Annotated in this window: 12 protein-coding genes; 3 read left to right on the plus strand and 9 right to left on the minus strand. The window is 72.3% G+C overall.

Features of this window, described 5'->3' with window-relative positions; all coding sequences use genetic code 11:
- Position 1 precedes the first annotated feature (1 nt).
- Together SCK26_RS11605 and SCK26_RS11610 are read right to left on the minus strand one after the other, a co-directional pair.
- Positions 2-1,372, minus strand: coding sequence for a hypothetical protein (locus SCK26_RS11605; RefSeq protein WP_318201216.1), 1,371 nt, complete (start codon positions 1,370-1,372; stop codon positions 2-4).
- A 44-nt stretch (positions 1,373-1,416) separates the two neighbouring features.
- On the minus strand, positions 1,417-4,434 hold the full coding sequence (locus tag SCK26_RS11610; protein ID WP_318201217.1) for a glycoside hydrolase family 3 protein: 3,018 nt from the start codon (positions 4,432-4,434) through the stop codon (positions 1,417-1,419).
- Between the two features lie 144 nt (positions 4,435-4,578).
- On the opposite strand from SCK26_RS11610, the gene SCK26_RS11615 reads away from it, so the two are divergent.
- The 3 genes from SCK26_RS11615 to SCK26_RS11625 are packed head-to-tail and all read left to right on the plus strand — an operon-like array spanning position 4,579 to position 7,605.
- Positions 4,579-6,444: a ricin-type beta-trefoil lectin domain protein gene (locus tag SCK26_RS11615; RefSeq protein ID WP_318201218.1), complete on the plus strand. Its 1,866-nt coding sequence runs from the start codon at positions 4,579-4,581 to the stop codon at positions 6,442-6,444.
- A gap of 26 nt (positions 6,445-6,470) precedes the next feature.
- Positions 6,471-6,941: a hypothetical protein gene (locus SCK26_RS11620; protein WP_318201219.1), complete on the plus strand. Its 471-nt coding sequence runs from the start codon at positions 6,471-6,473 to the stop codon at positions 6,939-6,941.
- Between the two features lie 55 nt (positions 6,942-6,996).
- Positions 6,997-7,605 carry a GOLPH3/VPS74 family protein gene (locus SCK26_RS11625; protein WP_318201220.1) on the plus strand — a complete coding sequence of 203 codons (609 nt, stop codon included), beginning with the start codon at positions 6,997-6,999 and terminating at the stop codon, positions 7,603-7,605.
- A gap of 13 nt (positions 7,606-7,618) precedes the next feature.
- Here SCK26_RS11625 and cimA read toward each other — a convergent pair whose 3' ends face one another.
- The 7 genes from cimA to SCK26_RS11660 all read right to left on the minus strand — a co-directional run bounded on the left by cimA (position 7,619) and on the right by SCK26_RS11660 (position 16,375).
- A complete protein-coding gene (gene cimA / locus SCK26_RS11630; RefSeq protein ID WP_318201221.1) occupies positions 7,619-9,229 on the minus strand; it encodes a citramalate synthase in 1,611 nt (536 codons plus the stop codon).
- 285 nt (positions 9,230-9,514) lie between these two features.
- Positions 9,515-10,837: an MFS transporter gene (locus SCK26_RS11635; RefSeq protein WP_318201222.1), complete on the minus strand. Its 1,323-nt coding sequence runs from the start codon at positions 10,835-10,837 to the stop codon at positions 9,515-9,517.
- 121 nt (positions 10,838-10,958) lie between these two features.
- Positions 10,959-11,564, minus strand: a complete 606-nt coding sequence (locus SCK26_RS11640; RefSeq protein ID WP_318201223.1) for a TetR/AcrR family transcriptional regulator — start codon at positions 11,562-11,564, stop codon at positions 10,959-10,961.
- An 18-nt stretch (positions 11,565-11,582) separates the two neighbouring features.
- Positions 11,583-12,623, minus strand: a complete 1,041-nt coding sequence (locus SCK26_RS11645; RefSeq protein WP_318201224.1) for an agmatine deiminase family protein — start codon at positions 12,621-12,623, stop codon at positions 11,583-11,585.
- An 11-nt stretch (positions 12,624-12,634) separates the two neighbouring features.
- On the minus strand, positions 12,635-14,359 hold the full coding sequence (locus tag SCK26_RS11650) for an urease subunit alpha (RefSeq protein WP_318201225.1): 1,725 nt from the start codon (positions 14,357-14,359) through the stop codon (positions 12,635-12,637).
- Positions 14,356-15,054 carry an urease subunit gamma gene (gene ureA, locus SCK26_RS11655; protein WP_318201226.1) on the minus strand — a complete coding sequence of 233 codons (699 nt, stop codon included), beginning with the start codon at positions 15,052-15,054 and terminating at the stop codon, positions 14,356-14,358. Before ureA ends, SCK26_RS11650 begins: the two co-directional genes overlap by 4 nt.
- Positions 15,055-15,286: 232 nt before the next feature.
- Complete coding sequence (locus tag SCK26_RS11660; protein WP_318201227.1) at positions 15,287-16,375, minus strand: branched-chain amino acid aminotransferase; 1,089 nt, start codon at positions 16,373-16,375, stop codon at positions 15,287-15,289.
- Between the last annotated feature and the right edge of the window lie 147 nt (positions 16,376-16,522).

Below are 16,522 nucleotides of genomic sequence, written 5' to 3' on the forward strand. Positions count from 1 at the left end.
CTCAGAAGTTGCCTCCGCCGCCGAAGTCCCCGCCGCCTCCACCGAAGTCCCCACCGCCTCCGTCGAAGCCGCCCCCGTCGCCGAAGCCACCGCCGAAGTCGCCGGGATCGAAGTCCGTGCCGGAGACGTCCCCGCCCTCGTAGCCGCCCGCGCCGAAGTCGCCGTACCCGGCTCCGTAGTCCGCGGCGTAGGAGGGTGTCGCCATCATGCCGCCCAGCATGGTGCCGACGAGGAGGCCGGGCAGCAGGCCGCCGCCGAAGTAGCCGCCCGCCCAGGGACCGTAGGCGGGGCCCGCGTCCCAGTACGGGCGGCGGCCGTAGTCGGTGTCGACCTCGCGGATCACCGGGTCGCGGCCGTCGGCCAGACGGGTGGCGTCGGCCGCGCAGACCGGGACCTGGCGCGGGGCGCCGCCGGGCGGGGTCCAGGTGGCGTCGGTGGTGGACGGGCCGTGGCGGGGGTCGAAGAAGCACGGCGGGCGGCGCTCCGGGAGCGGGCGGCCCTCGCGGCGGGCGGCGAGGGTGGCCAGGGAGAAGCGGCCGTTCTCCAGCGCCTCGGTGACCCCGCGCACGTCCTCCGGGCGCTCCGCCATGGCCATGCGCTGTTTCGCGGTGTCGTAGGCGTCGAGCGCGTGCTCGTAGTCCGCGCGCATGGCGTCGTCGGCGCCGGGTGCCGCGGGCTGGAAGTCCAGGCGGTCCAGTTCCTCGCCGAACGCGGTGATGTCCTCGTCCACGACCACCCGCAGCCGGTCCAGCGCGGCCCGCTGCTCGTCCTCGCGGCGCCGCCGGTTGCGCCGGACCAGTGTGTACGCGCCCGCGCCGGCGGCCACCAGGACGGCGGCCGTCGCGATCAGGGCCGTACCGGACACGGCGCCGTCGGCCGTGCCGCCCCAGCTCCTGGGAGCGTGGCCGCCCATGTTGATCAGGGCGCGGTCGGTGAAGTCGGCCAGCTGGGTCCTCGCGTCCTCGCCCTGGACGCTGCGGACGAGGTTCTGCCGGGCCGTGGGCGACATGACGGAGGAGTCGGCGCGGGCGTCGAAGCGGTCGCCGAGGCGGACGCCGTACAGGCCGGTGATCCCGGTCGCCGCGCGCAGGTCGGCGAAGAGGCCCGCGGTGGGGTAGCCGGCCGGGAGGACCGCGATGAACAGGGGCCGGTCCGCGCGTTTGATCCGGGCGGCGAGTGCCTCGGCGGTCTGGGCGGAGAGCTGGTCCCGGGCGGCCGGGTCGACGTAGACCGGACTCGCGCGCAGGGCCCGGGCGATCTCGGAGACGCCGGTGTCCGCTCTGGCCCCGGGTGCGAACGTGGTCGTCAGCACCAGGACCAGCACGGCCAGCAGCAGTGCGGGGAGGCTTCGGTTCCGCGGCACGGCTTTCATACCTCGAAACTACCCGAAGCCTCCCCAATCAGGGCATCCGGTGGTCAGGCCGCCCGGTAGGCCTGCGCGAGCTTCTCCACCGCCTTTCCGTACCGGCCGGTCAGCAGCAGGTGGTCCGCGTCGGCGAAGGGCTTGGAGACCGCCTGGGTGAGGCGGCCGGCCGCCTTCTGCTGGACCAGGAGGCGGGCCCGGGTCACCAGCGCGCGTCCGGCCTTGTCGTCTCCGTGCCGCTCGGCCGCCGCGGCCCTGGTGGCGAGGGCGCGCAAGGTGGACGTGCCGCCCTGCGGGGCCTCGGCGAGCGTGGTCAGGCCCCAGCCGTACGGGAACTGCGGGTCGTAGGCCGAGTCGCCCACGTTGATCGGGAGCTGGGCCTCGGACTTCGGCCAGCTGACCGGGAGCTGTCCGGTGAAGGGGCGCTTGCCGTAGAGCACGTCGGCGACGCCGTCGCCCTCGGTGCCGGGCAGCCAGGAGGCCACCAGGGCGTCGATCTCGCCGAGCTGGTCGTCGATGAGCTGAGGCCGGCCGGAGACGATCAGCACCGCGCACTTCATGGCCGCGCAGACCTTGTCCACGGCGGCCCGGTCGGCGGCCGACAGCCTGAGGTCGTGGCCGTTGTTGCCGACGTCGCCGACGCCCTCGGCGTACGGGGTCTCGCCGACGACGACCACGCCGACGTCGTGGCCGGCCAGCGGCGCGGACGCGTCCTTGGAGTAGGTGACCCGGCCGCCCGCCTTCCGCAGGCCCTCCAGGACGGTCGTGCCGGGCACGATGTCGCCGGAGGCGCCCTGCCAGGTGACGGTCCAGCCGCCGGTCTGGTTGCCGATGTCGTCGGCGTTGGACCCGGCGACGTACACCTTCTCGCTCTTCTTCAGCGGCAGCAGCCCGCCCGTGTTCTTCAGCAGCACCTGCGACTCGGCGGCGGCCCGGCGGGCGACCTTCCGGTGTTCCGCGGAGCCGATGGCGGCGGCCCCGGAGGTGTCGGCGTAGGGATGCTCGAACAGGCCGAGCTTGAACTTCTCGGTGAGGATGCGGGAGACGGCGTCGTCGATCCGCTTGCCGGTGACCCGGCCCGCCCTGGCCTCGTCGACGAGCGTGGTGCTGAACTCCTTGTAGGAGTACGGCACCATCATCATGTCGACGCCCGCGTTCACCGCCGTGCGCACCCGGGTGGGCTGGTCGCCGGGGAGCTGGTCGACGGCGTTGTAGTCGCTGATCACGAAGCCGTCGAAGCCCATCCGGTCCTTGAGCACGCCGTTGATCATGTCGCCGCGGGCGTGCATCTTCACCGCGCCCTTGCCGTCGCCGGTGATGTCCAGCGAGGAGTACGACGGCATGACCGTGCCGACGCCCCGGTCGACGGCCTCCTGGTACGGCGCCAGGTGGATGTCCTCGAGCTGCTCGCGGGTGACCGTGGTGACGCCCTGGTCGATGGTGTACGAGCCGGTGGCCGAGGAGCCGTAGGCGGTGCCGCCGTCGGCGGCGAAGTGCTTGGCCGAGGCGAGCACCTTGTCGGCGCGCCTCAGGTCCCGGCCGTCGGCGCGGCCCTGGAGGCCCTGGATCACCGTCTCCATGGACTCGACCAGGGCCGGGTCCTCGCCGTAGGACTCGTAGGCGCGGCCCCAGCGTTCGTCGCGGCTCACGCACAGGCAGGGCGCGAAGTCCCAGGGGACGCCGGTCGCGCGGACCTCGGCGGCGGTCACCGCGCCGGTCTGCCGGGCGAGCCGCGGATCGCGGGAGGCGCCGATGCCGATGTTGTGCGGCAGGATCGTGGCGCCGACGAGGTTGTTGTGGCCGTGGACCGCGTCGACGCCGTAGACCAGCGGGATCTGGAGGCGGGTGGCCCGGGTCCGCAGCTGGAAGGCGTCGATCATCTTCGCCCATGCCTCGGGCGTGTTGGGCGTGGGCGTGGAGCCGCCGCCGGACAGCAGCGAGCCGAGGGCGTAGGCGGTGATGTCGGCGCCCTGGCCCACGCCGCCGCGCTCGGCCTGGGTCATCTGGCCGGCCTTCTCCGCCAGCGACATCCGGCCGAGCAGGTCGGCGACCCGCTCGCGGATCGGCAGCCTGGCGTTCAGGTACGGCAGCCCGTGCGCGTCGACCACGACCTGAGGATTCTCGGCGGGCGCCTTGGCGCCGGTGACCGTGAGCTTGAGCGGGATGGTCTCAGCGGGTTCGGCCGCGCGGTCGCGACGGGTGGGCACCTCGATGGTCCGGGTGGCGCCGGAGGCGGTGCCGGCGGGGAAGGTGAGGGTGCCGGAGACGGGCGTGTAGTCGGCGCCGGAGGTCGCGGTGCCGCCGGCCGTGGTGTAGGCGACGGTGACGGGGTCGGCGAGAGGTGCCTCGCCGGTGGTGGCGACGGTGACCTTCACCTTCGCCGTGCCGCCCTCCTTGACGGGGTGGACCGGCGCGTCGGTGGTGACGGTGGCGCGCAGGGCCGGGTCCGCGGTGCCGTACAGCTCCACGCCGTCCATGGCGAAGTCGCCCTTGGCGCCCGGCGGAAGAGTGACGGAGTAGCCCCACATGTCCTTCAGGCCGAGGACGTGGTCGATGCCGCCGACGGGCTGGTAGTCGGTGCGGTAGACGAAGTCGGTGAAGGGGAGTTCGACCTGCTTCCAGCCGGTGAAGTCGTCGGTGAAGGAGGCCGTCCAGAGTTCGGAGGCCTCGCCGTGGGCGCCGCCGTCCTTGATCTCCAGGGTGATCTTCCGGCCGTTGTTCCGGCCGTCCCACCAGAAGCGGATGCCCCGGTGCGCGGACCAGTCGTGGGCGGGAGCGGTGGCGGCGTAGTCGTGGGTGAAGCCGCCGTAGCCGCTGATGTCGTAGGTGCCGGTCAGGACCTTGGCGCCTTCCGGGGCGTCGGCGCGGTCGGCCAGGCGCAGGGCGGGCGGGTCGTCGCCGTCGCCGCCCCAGGTGAAGAGGCCCTCGGCGGGTTGGGCGGCGAAGGGCACCTCGCCCTCGAAGCGGTCGACGGTGGTGGGGGCCGGCCCGTCGGCGGCCCGGGCGGTGGCCGCCCAGGGCAGCAGACCGGCCAGGAGCGTGGCGGAGGCGAGCAGGGCGGTTCTACGCATGGACCTTCCCTTGACTCTCACGGTGCACTCGTGGACTCTCTTGGTTCACTCAGGGCTTAGCTCACGCCGTGAGTTAACTAGGGCCTCACATCCCCGTCAAGACGACCCGTCATCCGTCGAACCCTGAAGGAAGGGCGACGCACCATGAGGAGAACCCCCCGCGCGGTCCGGCTGCTGCTGGCCGGACTGCTCTCCGCCGCCGGATACGGCGTGGCCGCGGTCCCCGCGCACGCGGCCGGCGAGCAGGTCACCGCCTGGCTCACCACCACCGACGACGCCGCCGGCCGGCACGTCGTACGCGGCCTGGCGCCGCAGACCCCGTTCGCCTTCCAGTCCGGCACGGGCGGGAGCGGTGAGAACATCACCGTGGACGAGAACACCCGCTACCAGACCTTCACCGGCGGCGGCGCGTCCTTCACCGACACCGCCGCCTGGCTGATGAACGGCAGCGGGGCGCTGTCGCAGACGGCCAGGGACGCGGCCATGCGCAAGCTGTTCTCGCCGACCGACGGCATCGGCCTGTCCTTCCTGCGCAACCCGATGGGCGCCTCGGACCTGGCCCGCTACGGCTACACCTACGACGACGTGCCCGCCGGGCAGAGCGACCCGTCGCTGGCGAAGTTCTCCATAGCGCACGACCTGGCGGACGTGGTCCCGCTGACGAAGCAGGCACTCCAGCTGAACCCGTCCCTGACCGTGATGGCCTCGCCGTGGACGGCACCGGCGTGGATGAAGGACAGCGGCTCGCTCAACGGCGGCTGGCTGAAGGCCGAGGACTACGGCGCGTACGCCTCGTACTTCGTGAAGTACCTCCAGGCGTACCAGGCGCAGGGCGTCGACGTGCGGTACGTCACCGCGCAGAACGAACCGACCTGCTGTTCCGGCTATCCGTCGATGAGCTGGAACGCGAGCGGCCTCGCCTACTTCACGAAGAACGAGCTGCTGCCCAGGCTCCAGGCGGCGGGCCTGACCACCAAGGTGCTGGCGCACGACTGGAACTGGGACGTCTACGACTCCTACGCGGCCCAGACCGTGGACGACCCGGCCGTCCGCAGCCACCCCAACTTCGGCGGGATCGCCTGGCACGGCTACGGCGGTGACATCGCCAAGCAGACCGCCGTGCACGACCGGTACCCGGCGCTGGACGCCTTCGGCACCGAGCACTCCGGAGGCACCTGGATCGCGAACCAGCAGCGCGAGGACATGTCCGACATCATCGGCTACACGCGCAACTGGGCGAAGTCGGTGACCAAGTGGTCGCTGGCCGTGGACCAGAACATGGGCCCGCACAACGGCGGTTGCGGCACCTGCACCGGGCTGGTCACCGTGCACAACGGCGACGGCGCGAGCGGCACCGTGGACTACACCGTCGAGTACTACGACATGGGCCACCTGACCAAGTTCGTCCGCCCCGGCGCCCAGCGCATCGCCTCCACCGCGTCCACCGCCGTGCCGAACGTGGCCTGGCGCAACCCGGACGGCAGCAAGGCGCTGATCGCGTACAACGACTCCTCGTCGGCGAAGACGCTCACCGTCAACTGGGGCTCACAGCACGCCACGTACACGCTGCCGGGAAAGACCTCGGCGACCTTCACCTGGTCCGGCACCCAGTCCGGGGGCGGCGACCGGACCGGTGCCTTCGTGGGCCTGGCCGGCAAGTGCCTGGACGTGGCGGGCGGTTCGAGCGCCGACGGCACGGCGGTGCAGCTCTACGACTGCAACGGCAGCACCGCCCAGCAGTGGACCGTGCGGGCCGACGGGTCGGTCCGGGCGCTCGGCAAGTGTCTGGACGTGACCTCGGGTTCCACCGCGGACGGGGCCAAGGTCCAGTTGTACGACTGCAACGGAACCGGTGCCCAACGGTGGTCGTACGACGCGGCCACGGGTGATGTGGTGAACACGGCGGCCGGCAAGTGCCTCGACGTCACCGACAACTCGCCGGCGAACGGGGCCCGGGCCCAGATCTGGTCGTGCACCGGGGCCGCCAACCAGAAGTGGGCACTGCGTTAGGCGGGACATTGCGACACACGGGGGCCGTGGCGGCCGGGATCGCCGGCGGGATGCTGCTGCTGAGCGGCTGCGGGGCCGTCGACCTGCCGCTCGCTGGAGTGCGGGCCGCGCCGGACGGGACGCCGTACGCGGTGTTCCGTCCGTGCGGTGACGACGGCTACCGGAGCCCGTACCTGGACGGACGGCCGCACGGCGGCGCGGAGGGTCCCGTCACCACCGGCTGGGACGCCGGGACGGAGGGGCTGCGCGGCACCGCCGACTTCCCGCTCTTCGCCCCGCCCGCCGGCTGGGCCGCCCGGCACCGGGGCCCGCGGCGGCTGCTGCCGCGGCACCACTACGTCCTCGGGTTCGGGCAGTACACCGGCGGCGACTCCTACAACGGCACGGTGGAGTTCACCACCGAACAGCTCGCCCGGCTGAGGCCGGGGCAGGTGTGGGCGGACGGGCGGGTGCTGAGCGGGCAGGAGTTCGAGCGGCTCGCGGCGGACTCGTGCTGAGCGGTGCCGGTGTGCCGCGCTGCGGATCGGGCAGGAGCGGACCATGGTGGAGGACATGACCACACCGCAGGATCTTTTCCTCGTCAGCCTGGACGTCCCCGGAGAGCACCCGGTCGAGCAGGGCGATCTGTCGCTGGCGCTCGCCGGGGCCGAGCTGATCGACCTGCTCGGCGCGCGGGCGCTCACCCTGGAAGGCGAGCGCGTCGTTCCCGGGCCGGTGCTGACCACGGGTGACCGGATGCTGGACGAGGCAGGGGCCCGGCTCCGGCGCGAGGAGCCGTACGAGACGGTCGCGGACTGGCTGTGGCGGCGCGGCGAGGGGCTGGCCGTGGCCTACTACGACGTCCTGGAGTCGGCGGGACAGCTCGCCGGGGAGCGGCGCCACCACTGGCTGCCCCGGCGGAGCGGCAAGGCCGCGCCCCAGGCCGACACCGCCGCCCGGCGCCACGCCACCGACCGCTGGGAGTCCCGCGACCCGGTGCTCACCGGGCTCGCGGCCACCCTCGGCATCGGCGCCGACCGCCCGGCCGGGGACGGGCCCGAGGACGAGGCGGTCGTCACCGTGCTGATCGCGGTCGGCGACGCGGTCACCGAACTGGGGGCGGTGCGCGAACGCCGCCGCATCGAGACGGTGGCGTTCGACAACATCTGGCGCGCGCCGTGAGCGACCGGCGGGACTACTCCGCCGGTTCCACGCCCGCGCGGAGCAGGCCGTAGGTGTAGGCGTCCTCCAGGGCCTGCCAGGACGCGGCGATGACGTTCTCCGCCACGCCGACCGTGGCCCACTCGCCGGAGCCGTCGGAGGTGGAGATCAGCACGCGGGTGGTGGAGGAGGTGCCGTGCTTGCCCTCCAGGATGCGCACCTTGTAGTCGACCAGCTCCAGCTTGGCGAGCTGCGGGTAGATCCGCTCCAGCGCCACCCGCAGGGCCCGGTCCAGGGCGTTGACCGGGCCGTTGCCCTCGGCGGTGGCGACGATCCGCTCGCTCTTGGCCCACAGCTTGACCGTGGCCTCGTTGGCGTGGGTGCCGTCGGGGCGGTCCTCCACGATGGCCCGCCAGGACTCCACGTCGAAGTACTTCAGCGGCCGGCCCTGGACCTCGGCGCGCAGCAGCAGTTCGAAGGAGGCGTCGGCGGCCTCGTAGGTGTAGCCCTCGAGTTCGCGTTCCTTGACGCGCTCGACCACGCGGCCGACCAGCTCCCGGTCGCCGCCGAGGTCGATGCCGAGTTCCTTGCCCTTCAGCTCGATGGAGGCGCGGCCCGCCATGTCGGAGACCAGCATGCGCATGGTGTTGCCGACCAGCTCGGGGTCGATGTGCTGGTACAGGTCGGGGTCGACCTTGATGGCGGAGGCGTGCAGACCGGCCTTGTGCGCGAAGGCGGAGACGCCCACGTACGGCTGGTGCGTGGACGGGGTGAGGTTGACGACCTCGGCGATGGCGTGCGAGATGCGGGTAGTCTCGCGCAGCCTGCCCTCCGGCAGCACCTTCTTGCCGTACTTCAGCTCCAGGGCCGCGACCACCGGGAACAGGTTGGCGTTGCCGACGCGTTCGCCGTAGCCGTTGGCCGTGCACTGCACGTGCGTGGCGCCCCCGTCCACGGCGGCCAGGGTGTTGGCGACCGCGCAGCCGGTGTCGTCCTGGGCGTGGATGCCGAGCCGGGCGCCGGTGTCGGCGAGGACGGTGGAGACGACCGCGTGCACCTGGGCGGGCAGCATGCCGCCGTTGGTGTCGCACAGGACGACGACGTCGGCGCCGGCCTCGGCGGCGGTGCGGACGACGGCCTTGGCGTAGTCCGGGTTGGCGCGGTAGCCGTCGAAGAAGTGCTCGCAGTCCACGAAGACCCGGCGGCCCCGGCCCACCAGATACGACACGGTGTCGCGGACCATCTCCAGGTTCTCGTCCAGGGTGGTGCGCAGCGCGAGTTCCACGTGCCGGTCGTGTGACTTGGCGACCAGCGTGATCACCGGGGCGCCGGACTCCAGCAGCGCGTTCACCTGCGGGTCCTCGGCGGCCGTGGTGCCGGCGCGGCGGGTGGCGCCGAAGGCGACCAGCCGGGCGTGGCGGAAGTCGATCTCCTGGCGGGCACGCGCGAAGAACTCGGTGTCCCGCGGGTTCGCGCCGGGCCAGCCGCCCTCGATGAAGCCGACGCCGAAGTCGTCCAGGTGCCGGGCGATGGCCAGCTTGTCCGCGACGGTGAGGTTGATGCCCTCGCGCTGCGCCCCGTCGCGCAGCGTGGTGTCGAAGACGTGGAACGAGTCGTCGAGCTGGCTGGTTGCCGTCTCGGTCATGGTCTCAGGACTCCTGTTGTGGATCTTCGGTCTTACCGGAATGACCGGCTCCACCATCCCCCCAATCCTCCCGCGCGCTCCGCTCCCGGCTGAAGGTGGGCCGGAAAACGAAAAAACCCCTCGCGGGTGCGAGAGGTCTGCGCGCGGGTCGAGGACGACGGTGGCCACCCGCACCTGGTCGTACGAGGTGGTCACTGCGGACCGGCGCGCCTGCTGCCAATAATCGTGGCGAACGAGAGCACGGGGGCAGTCTGGCACAGCCCCGCCCCCGGCTCACCGCCCGTCTCAGGATGCGGTCGTCAGGCTGGACTCCCCCTCGCCCGCCCCGGTTCCCTCGCCGGCCTTCACCCGGGCCAGGTCCAGGTCCTTCGTCTCGCGCATGGTGACGTAGACGATCAGGGAGACGGCGGCGCAGGCGGCCACGTACCAGTAGAAGCCCGACTCGATGCCGCCCTTCTTGAACCACAGGGCGACGTACTCGGCGGTGCCGCCGAAGAGGGCGTTGGCGATGGCGTACGGCAGGGCCACGCCGAGCGCGCGGATGCCGGTCGGGAACAGCTCGGCCTTCACACAGGCGTTGATCGAGGTGTAGCCGGTGATCACGACCAGCGCGAGCAGGGCGAGGCCGAGGGCGGGCCAGTAGCCGTCCACGTGCCTGAGCAGCGTCATGATCGGCACGGTGAGGAAGGTGGAGCCGACGGCGAAGGTGATCAGCAGCGGGCGGCGGCCGATGCGGTCGGACAGGGCGCCGGCGAGCGGCTGGAGGCAGGCGAAGACGATCAGCGCGGTGAAGGAGACCAGGGTCGCCGTCTGCTTGGACAGGCCCGCCGAGTTGGACAGGTACTTGGTCAGATAGGTGGTGTACGTGTAGTAGGCCACCGTGCCGCCCATGGTGAGGGCGATGACGAGGAACGCCTCCCGCTTGTGCCGCCACAGGGCGCGCAGGGTGCCGCGCTCGGCGCTGTGCGAGGTGTCCTCCGCGTACACCTCGGTCTCCAGCATGCTGCGGCGCAGGTAGAAGATGACGGCCGCGCCGAGCGCGCCCACGACGAACGGGATGCGCCAGCCGTAGCTGTGCAGGGCGTCGTCGGACATGGTCCGCTGCAGGATGATCTGGAGGCCGAGGCCCACGATCTGGCCGGCGGTCATGGAGACGTACTGGAAGCTGGAGGCGAAGCCGCGCCGGGCCGGGTCCGAGGCCTCCGTGAGATAGGTGGCGCTGGCCGCGTACTCGCCGCCCACGGACAGGCCCTGGAGCAGCCGGGCGACGAGCAGGACGAGCGCGCCGCCGTAGCCGGCGACGCCGTAGGTGGGGGCCACGGCGATGAGGACCGCCGAGGCCGACATGAGCGTGACGGTCAGCGTGAGCGCCGCCTTGCGGCCCTTGCGGTCGCCGACCCTGCCGAGCAGCCAGCCGCCCACCGGGCGCATGAAGAAGCCGACGGCGAAGATGCCGGCGGTGTTCATCAGCTGCGCGGTGGGGTTGCCGCTCGGGAAGAACGCGCCGGCGAAATAGGTGGCGAAGCTCGCGTACACGAACCAGTCGAACCACTCGACCATGTTCCCCGCCGAGCCGACCCAGATCTTCTTCCAGTGTTGACGTTCCATGGGCCGGTACATGCCCGGTGCGGGAGTGAACGATTCCTGTGCAGCGCCCCCGTAGGGGCGCGGGGCCGTATCGATATGCGGCTCCGCCGCGTGGGCGCGACCAGCCACGACGGACCCGCGGCTATACGACGAGCAACGCATCCTCGAAGAACTCCCGCACGTGCCGGAGCACTTGCGAGCGATCGGTCCCCCGCAGCCCGATGGCCACATGAATCGAGAACCCGTCGAGCAGCGCACGCGTCCTCGTGGCGAAGCGGTCCGCGTCCACCCCCCGGAACTCCCCGCGCGAGGCGCCCTCGGCGATCAGCGCGACCAGGTCGCGGTGCCAGGCGCCCTCGATCGCGGCCTGCCGCTCGCGCGCGCCCTCGTCGGCGTTCTGCGAGCGGTTCCAGACCTCCAGCCAGAGCGTCCAGTGCGGGTCCCGGTGGCCTTCGGGGACGTACAGGTCGACGTACGCCTCCAGCCGCTCCCGGGCGGTTCCGGGACCGGTGAGCAGCCGGGCCCGCTGAGCGCCGAGCCGGCCCTCGCTCCACTCCAGGGTCTGGAGCAGCAGCTCGTCCTTGGAGCGGAAGTAGTACAGCAGATGCCCGCTGCTCATGCCGACCTCGCGGCCGAGCCCCGCCATGGTGAGCTTCTCCAGACCGCGCTCGGCGATCATGCCCATGGCGGCGGCGAGAACCTCCTCGCGCGGCGGCGCGTTCCTGCGCGCCCGGCCCGCACCGGCCATCTGCTGCTCCTGTGTGTGTCAGACCTTCGGCTGCTGCTGGGTGATGCAGTGGATGCCACCGCCACCGGAGAAGATCGTACGGGCGTCCACCAGGGTCACCGTCCGCTCCGGGAACAGGCGGCGGAAGATCCCGGCGGCGATCTCGTCGCGCGGGTCGTCGAAGCCGCACAGGACCAGGCCGCCGTTGCAGAGGTAGTGGTTGATGTAGGAGTAGTCGGCCCAGTGGCCGTCGGCCTCCAGCACGGTCGGCGCGGGCACCTCGACGACCTCCAGGGCGCGGCCCCGGGCGTCGGTCGCCGACCTCAGCAGGCCGATGACCTCCTTGGTGACCTCGTGGTCGGGGTGGGCGGGGTCGGGCTGGTGGTGGGCGACGACGACACCGGGGCGGGCGAAGGCGGCGACGATGTCGACGTGGCCGAGGGTGCCGAAGCCGTGCGGCGGATAGTCGCCGGTCAGGCCACGCGGCAGCCAGATCGCCTTGCTCGTGCCGAGGTGGGCGTGGATCTCCGCCTCGACCTCCGCCTTGGACCAGTGCGGGTTGCGCTCGGGGCCGAGCTGCACGGTCTCGGTGAGCAGGACGGTGCCCTCGCCGTCGACGTGGATCGCGCCGCCCTCGTTGACCAGCTCCGAGGCGTACGTCCTCGCGTCCGTGAGGCCGGCGACGTACGCGCCGATCTTGGAGTCGTGCTCCCAGCGGGCCCAGTGCTGGGCGCCCCAGCCGTTGAAGGTCCAGTCGACGGCGGCCAGCCGGCCCTTGCCGTCGGTGAGGAAGGTGGGGCCGATGTCCCGCATCCAGGCGTCGTCCAGCTCCCGTTCGACGGTGTCGATGCCGGGGCCGAGCAGTTCGCGGGCCTCGGCGGACTGGCCGGGGCCGCAGACGACCGTCACCGGTTCGAAGCGGCGGATCGCGCGGGCGACGGACGCCCAGGCGGTGCGGGCGGCGGCGAGGTCGGCCGGGTCGTCGAAGGTGGGGTTGGGGCCGGGCCACGCCATCCAGGTGCGCTCGTGCGGGGCCCACTCGGCGGGCATGCGGAAGCCGTCGGCGGCGGGGGTGGTCATGCGCGGAGTCCTTAGAGGAAGTAGAGGCGGTTGAGGGAGACGGAGTCGGCCGGTGCCGAGCGCAGCGGGTCGCCGTCGAGGGTGACCAGGCCGGTGCGCCGGTCGACGTCGACGTCGCCGATCCGGGCGTTCAGGCGCAGGTCGGCGGGGCCGATGCCGCGGGTGCCGCGCACGGCGACCCGGCGCCGCCGGGTGGGCAGCGTGTCGCCTCCCTGGTCGGCGGCGGCCCGCGCGACGAACGCCACGGAGAGGTCCGCGGCCGTGGCGCCGTACGCTCCGAACTGCGGTCCGAGGACGAGCGGTTCGCAGGTGTCGGTGGCCGCGTTGGGGTCGCCGACCACGCCGTACGCCGGGAAGCCGGCCTTCAGCACGAGCTGCGGCTTGGCGCCGAAGTACTCCGGGCGCCACAGCACGATGTCGGCGAGCTTGCCGGTCTCGATCGAGCCGACCTCGTGCGACAGTCCGTGCGCGATGGCCGGGTTGATGGTCAGCTTGGCCATGTAGCGCAGCACGCGGGCGTTGTCGTCGCCGTCGCCGTCGCCCTCCAGCGGGCCCAGCTCGGCCTTCATCTTGCCGGCCATGGCGAAGGTGCGGCGGACGGTCTCCCCGGCCCGGCCCATGCCCTGGGCGTCGGAGGAGGTGATGCCGATCGCACCCAGGTCGTGCAGCACGTCCTCGGCGCCCATGGTGCCGGCCCGGATGCGGTCGCGGGCCATCGCCGCGTCGCCGGGCAGGTCGGGCTTGAGGTCGTGGACGGAGACGATCATGCCGTAGTGCTCGGCGACCGCGTCCCGGCCGAAAGGCAGGGTGGGGTTGGTGGAGGAGCCGATGACGTTCGGCACACCGGCCATCTTCAGGACGTTGGGCACGTGTCCGCCGCCGCAGCCCTCGATGTGGAAGGCGTGGATCGTACGGCCCTCCAGCACCTTCAGGGTGTCCTCGACCGACAGGCACTCGTTCAGGCCGTCGCTGTGCAGGGCCACCTGGACGTCGTGCTCCTCGGCGACCCGCAGCGCGGTGTCCAGCGCGCGGGTGTGGGCGCCCATGTCCTCGTGCACCTTGAACCCGCTCGCCCCGCCCTCGGCCAGGGCCTCGATCAGCGGCGCCGGACGGGAGGACGAACCCCGGCCCAGGAAGCCGATGTTGACCGGCCAGGCGTCGAAGGCGTTGAAGGCGTGGCGCAGCGCCCACGGCGAGTTGACGCCGACGCCCCAGACCGGGCCGAACTCCTGCCCGATGATCGTGGTCACGCCGGAGGCGAGGGACGCCTCCATGATGCGCGGCGACAGCAGGTGCACATGGGTGTCGACGGCGCCGGCGGTGGCGATCAGGCCCTCGCCGGAGACGATGGAGGTACCGGTGCCGACGACGACGTCCACGCCGTCCAGGGTGTCCGGGTTGCCGGCCCGCCCGATGGCCGCGATGCGTCCCTCGCGGATGCCGATGGACACCTTGCGGATGCCCTGCACCGCGTCGATCACCACGACGTTGCTGATCACGACGTCACAGGTGTCGCGGACGGCGGCGGCCTTCAGGTGCAGTCCGTCGCGGGCGGTCTTGCCGAAACCGGCCAGGAACTCGTCGCCGTACCGCTGGGAGTCGGACTCGACGCGGATCGTCAGCCCGGAGTCGCCGAGGCGGACGCGGTCGCCGGCGCGCGGGCCGTGGGTGGCGGCGTAGGCGTGCGGGTCGATGTGGATCGACCGGCTCACCTCTCGTCCCTTCGAGCGGCTCATCGCTCCTCGTCTCCTTCCGGGGTCGCTCCCAGGTAGCCGCAGGCGGCGGCCCTGCGCAGGGCCTCTTCCCGCGCGCCGGGCGCGTCCAGCGGCCCGTCGACCAGGCCGGCGAAGCCGATCGCGATCCGCTCGCCGCCGATCGGCACGAGCGCGACCTCCTCGCTCTCGCCGGGCCCGAAGCGGACCGAGGAGCCGGCGGGCACGGCGAGCCGCATGCCGTAGGCGGCGCGGCGGTCGAAGTCGAGGCGCGGGTTGGCCTCGAAGAAGTGGAAGTGGGAGGTGACGGAGACCGGCACGCCGGCGGTGTTGGTGACGCGCAGCCGGACGGCGGGCTCGGGGTCGGCGTGCTCGGGGCCGGGCAGCAGCGCGCCCGGGGCGTCCTCGCCCAGGCCTGCGCCGATGGGGTCGGAGACGACCGCGAGCCGGGAGCCGTCGTCGAAGACGGCCTCGACCATCACCTCGGTGACGACGTCGGCGACGCCCGGCAGCACGTCCCCGGGGCCGAGCACCGAGCGGGCGGCCTCGATGGCCTCGGCGAGCCGTCTGCCGTCGCGGGCCGCCTCGCAGACGGTGTCCGCGATCAGCGCGGTGGCCTCCGGCACGTTCAGCTTCAGGCCGCGCGCCCGGCGGGCCCGGGCCAGCTCCGCGGCACCGAAGAGCAGCAGCCGGTCACGTTCGGTCGGGGTCAGTCGCACGACGCGGCACCTCCTTGTCCTCCACGTCTTCCAGTTGTTAGAGCATCACTCTAAACAGAGAATTCTTGGAGGGACAGCATTGACCGGCAGCAGGACTCATGTCACATCGAACGCTGCTCTAATCCGGTCGCACGTCCGCGGCGCACAGCGAAGGGGCGCGGGGAGCCGCGTGATCGTTCCCGACGATCACGCGGCCGCCCCGCGCCCCTGTGCGGCCGTGTGAGCCGCGCGCTTAACCGACCTGGTGACGCCATCCGTGCTTGTCCTCCATGAGACCGCGCTGGATGCCCAGCAGAGCGTCCCGCAGCCGCATGGTGACCGGCCCGGGCGTACCGTCGCCGTGGGACCACGCGTCCGTCTTGGTCTTGACGTGGCCGATGGGCGTGACCACCGCGGCGGTGCCGCAGGCGAAGACCTCGGTCAGCGCGCCGGACGCCGCGTCCGCGCGCCACTGCTCCAGCGTGATCGTGCCCTCCTCGGCGGTGTAGCCGAGGTCGCGGGCGACCTGGAGGAGGGAGTCGCGGGTGATGCCCTCCAGGATGGAGCCGGTGAGCGAGGGAGTGACGATCCGGTCGCCGTAGACGAACGCGACGTTCATGCTGCCGGACTCCTCGACCTTGGTGCGGGTCACCGCGTCGAGGTAGACGACCTGGTCGCAGCCGTGCGCGGCGGCCTCGGCCTGCGGCAGCAGGGACGCGGCGTAGTTGCCGCCGGTCTTGGCGTCGCCCGTGCCGCCCGGCACCGCGCGGACGTGGTCCTCGGCGACCCAGATGGTGACCGGCTTCACGCCGCCGGCGAAGTAGGCGCCGGACGGGGAGGCGATCAGCATGAACAGGTATTCGTTGGCCGGGTGGACGCCGAGCGCGGCCTCCGTGGCGAACATGAACGGCCGCAGGTAGAGGGAGGCCTCGCCGCCGTGCGGCGGAACCCAGTCGGCGTCCTGGGTGAGCAGCGCGTCCAGCGCGCCGATGAACAGCTCCTCGGGCAGCTCGGCCATGGCCATGCGGCGGGCGGAGTTGCGGAACCGGCGGGCGCTGGCCTCGGGGCGGAACACCGCGACCGAACCGTCGGGCTGGCGGAACGCCTTCAGGCCCTCGAAGATCTCCTGGCCGTAGTGCAGGACGTGCGTGGAGGGGTCGATGGAGATCGGGCCGTAAGGAACGAGCTGGGCGTCGTGCCAGCCGCGGCCCTCGGTCCACTTGATCGTCACCATGTGGTCGGTGAAGTGGCGGCCGAAGCCGGGGTTGGCCAGAATCGCCTCGCGCTCCGCGGCGGCGAGTGGGCTGGCGGACGGCTTGAGCTCGATCGTGGGCGTCGTCATCAGTGGTTGTCCTTCACCGGTTGTAGTGACGGGCCGCGTACACGCCTGCACTCCCGGTCGTCGGTGCTAGGACGTCCGAGCAATCCCTCATATCGCGGCTCCGCGTTCGATTATCGCGCGGGGCCCGCGGCAGACGGAATCGGGGTG

The sequence above is a fragment of the Streptomyces sp. SCL15-4 genome (assembly GCF_033366695.1).
Classification (GTDB): domain Bacteria; phylum Actinomycetota; class Actinomycetes; order Streptomycetales; family Streptomycetaceae; genus Streptomyces.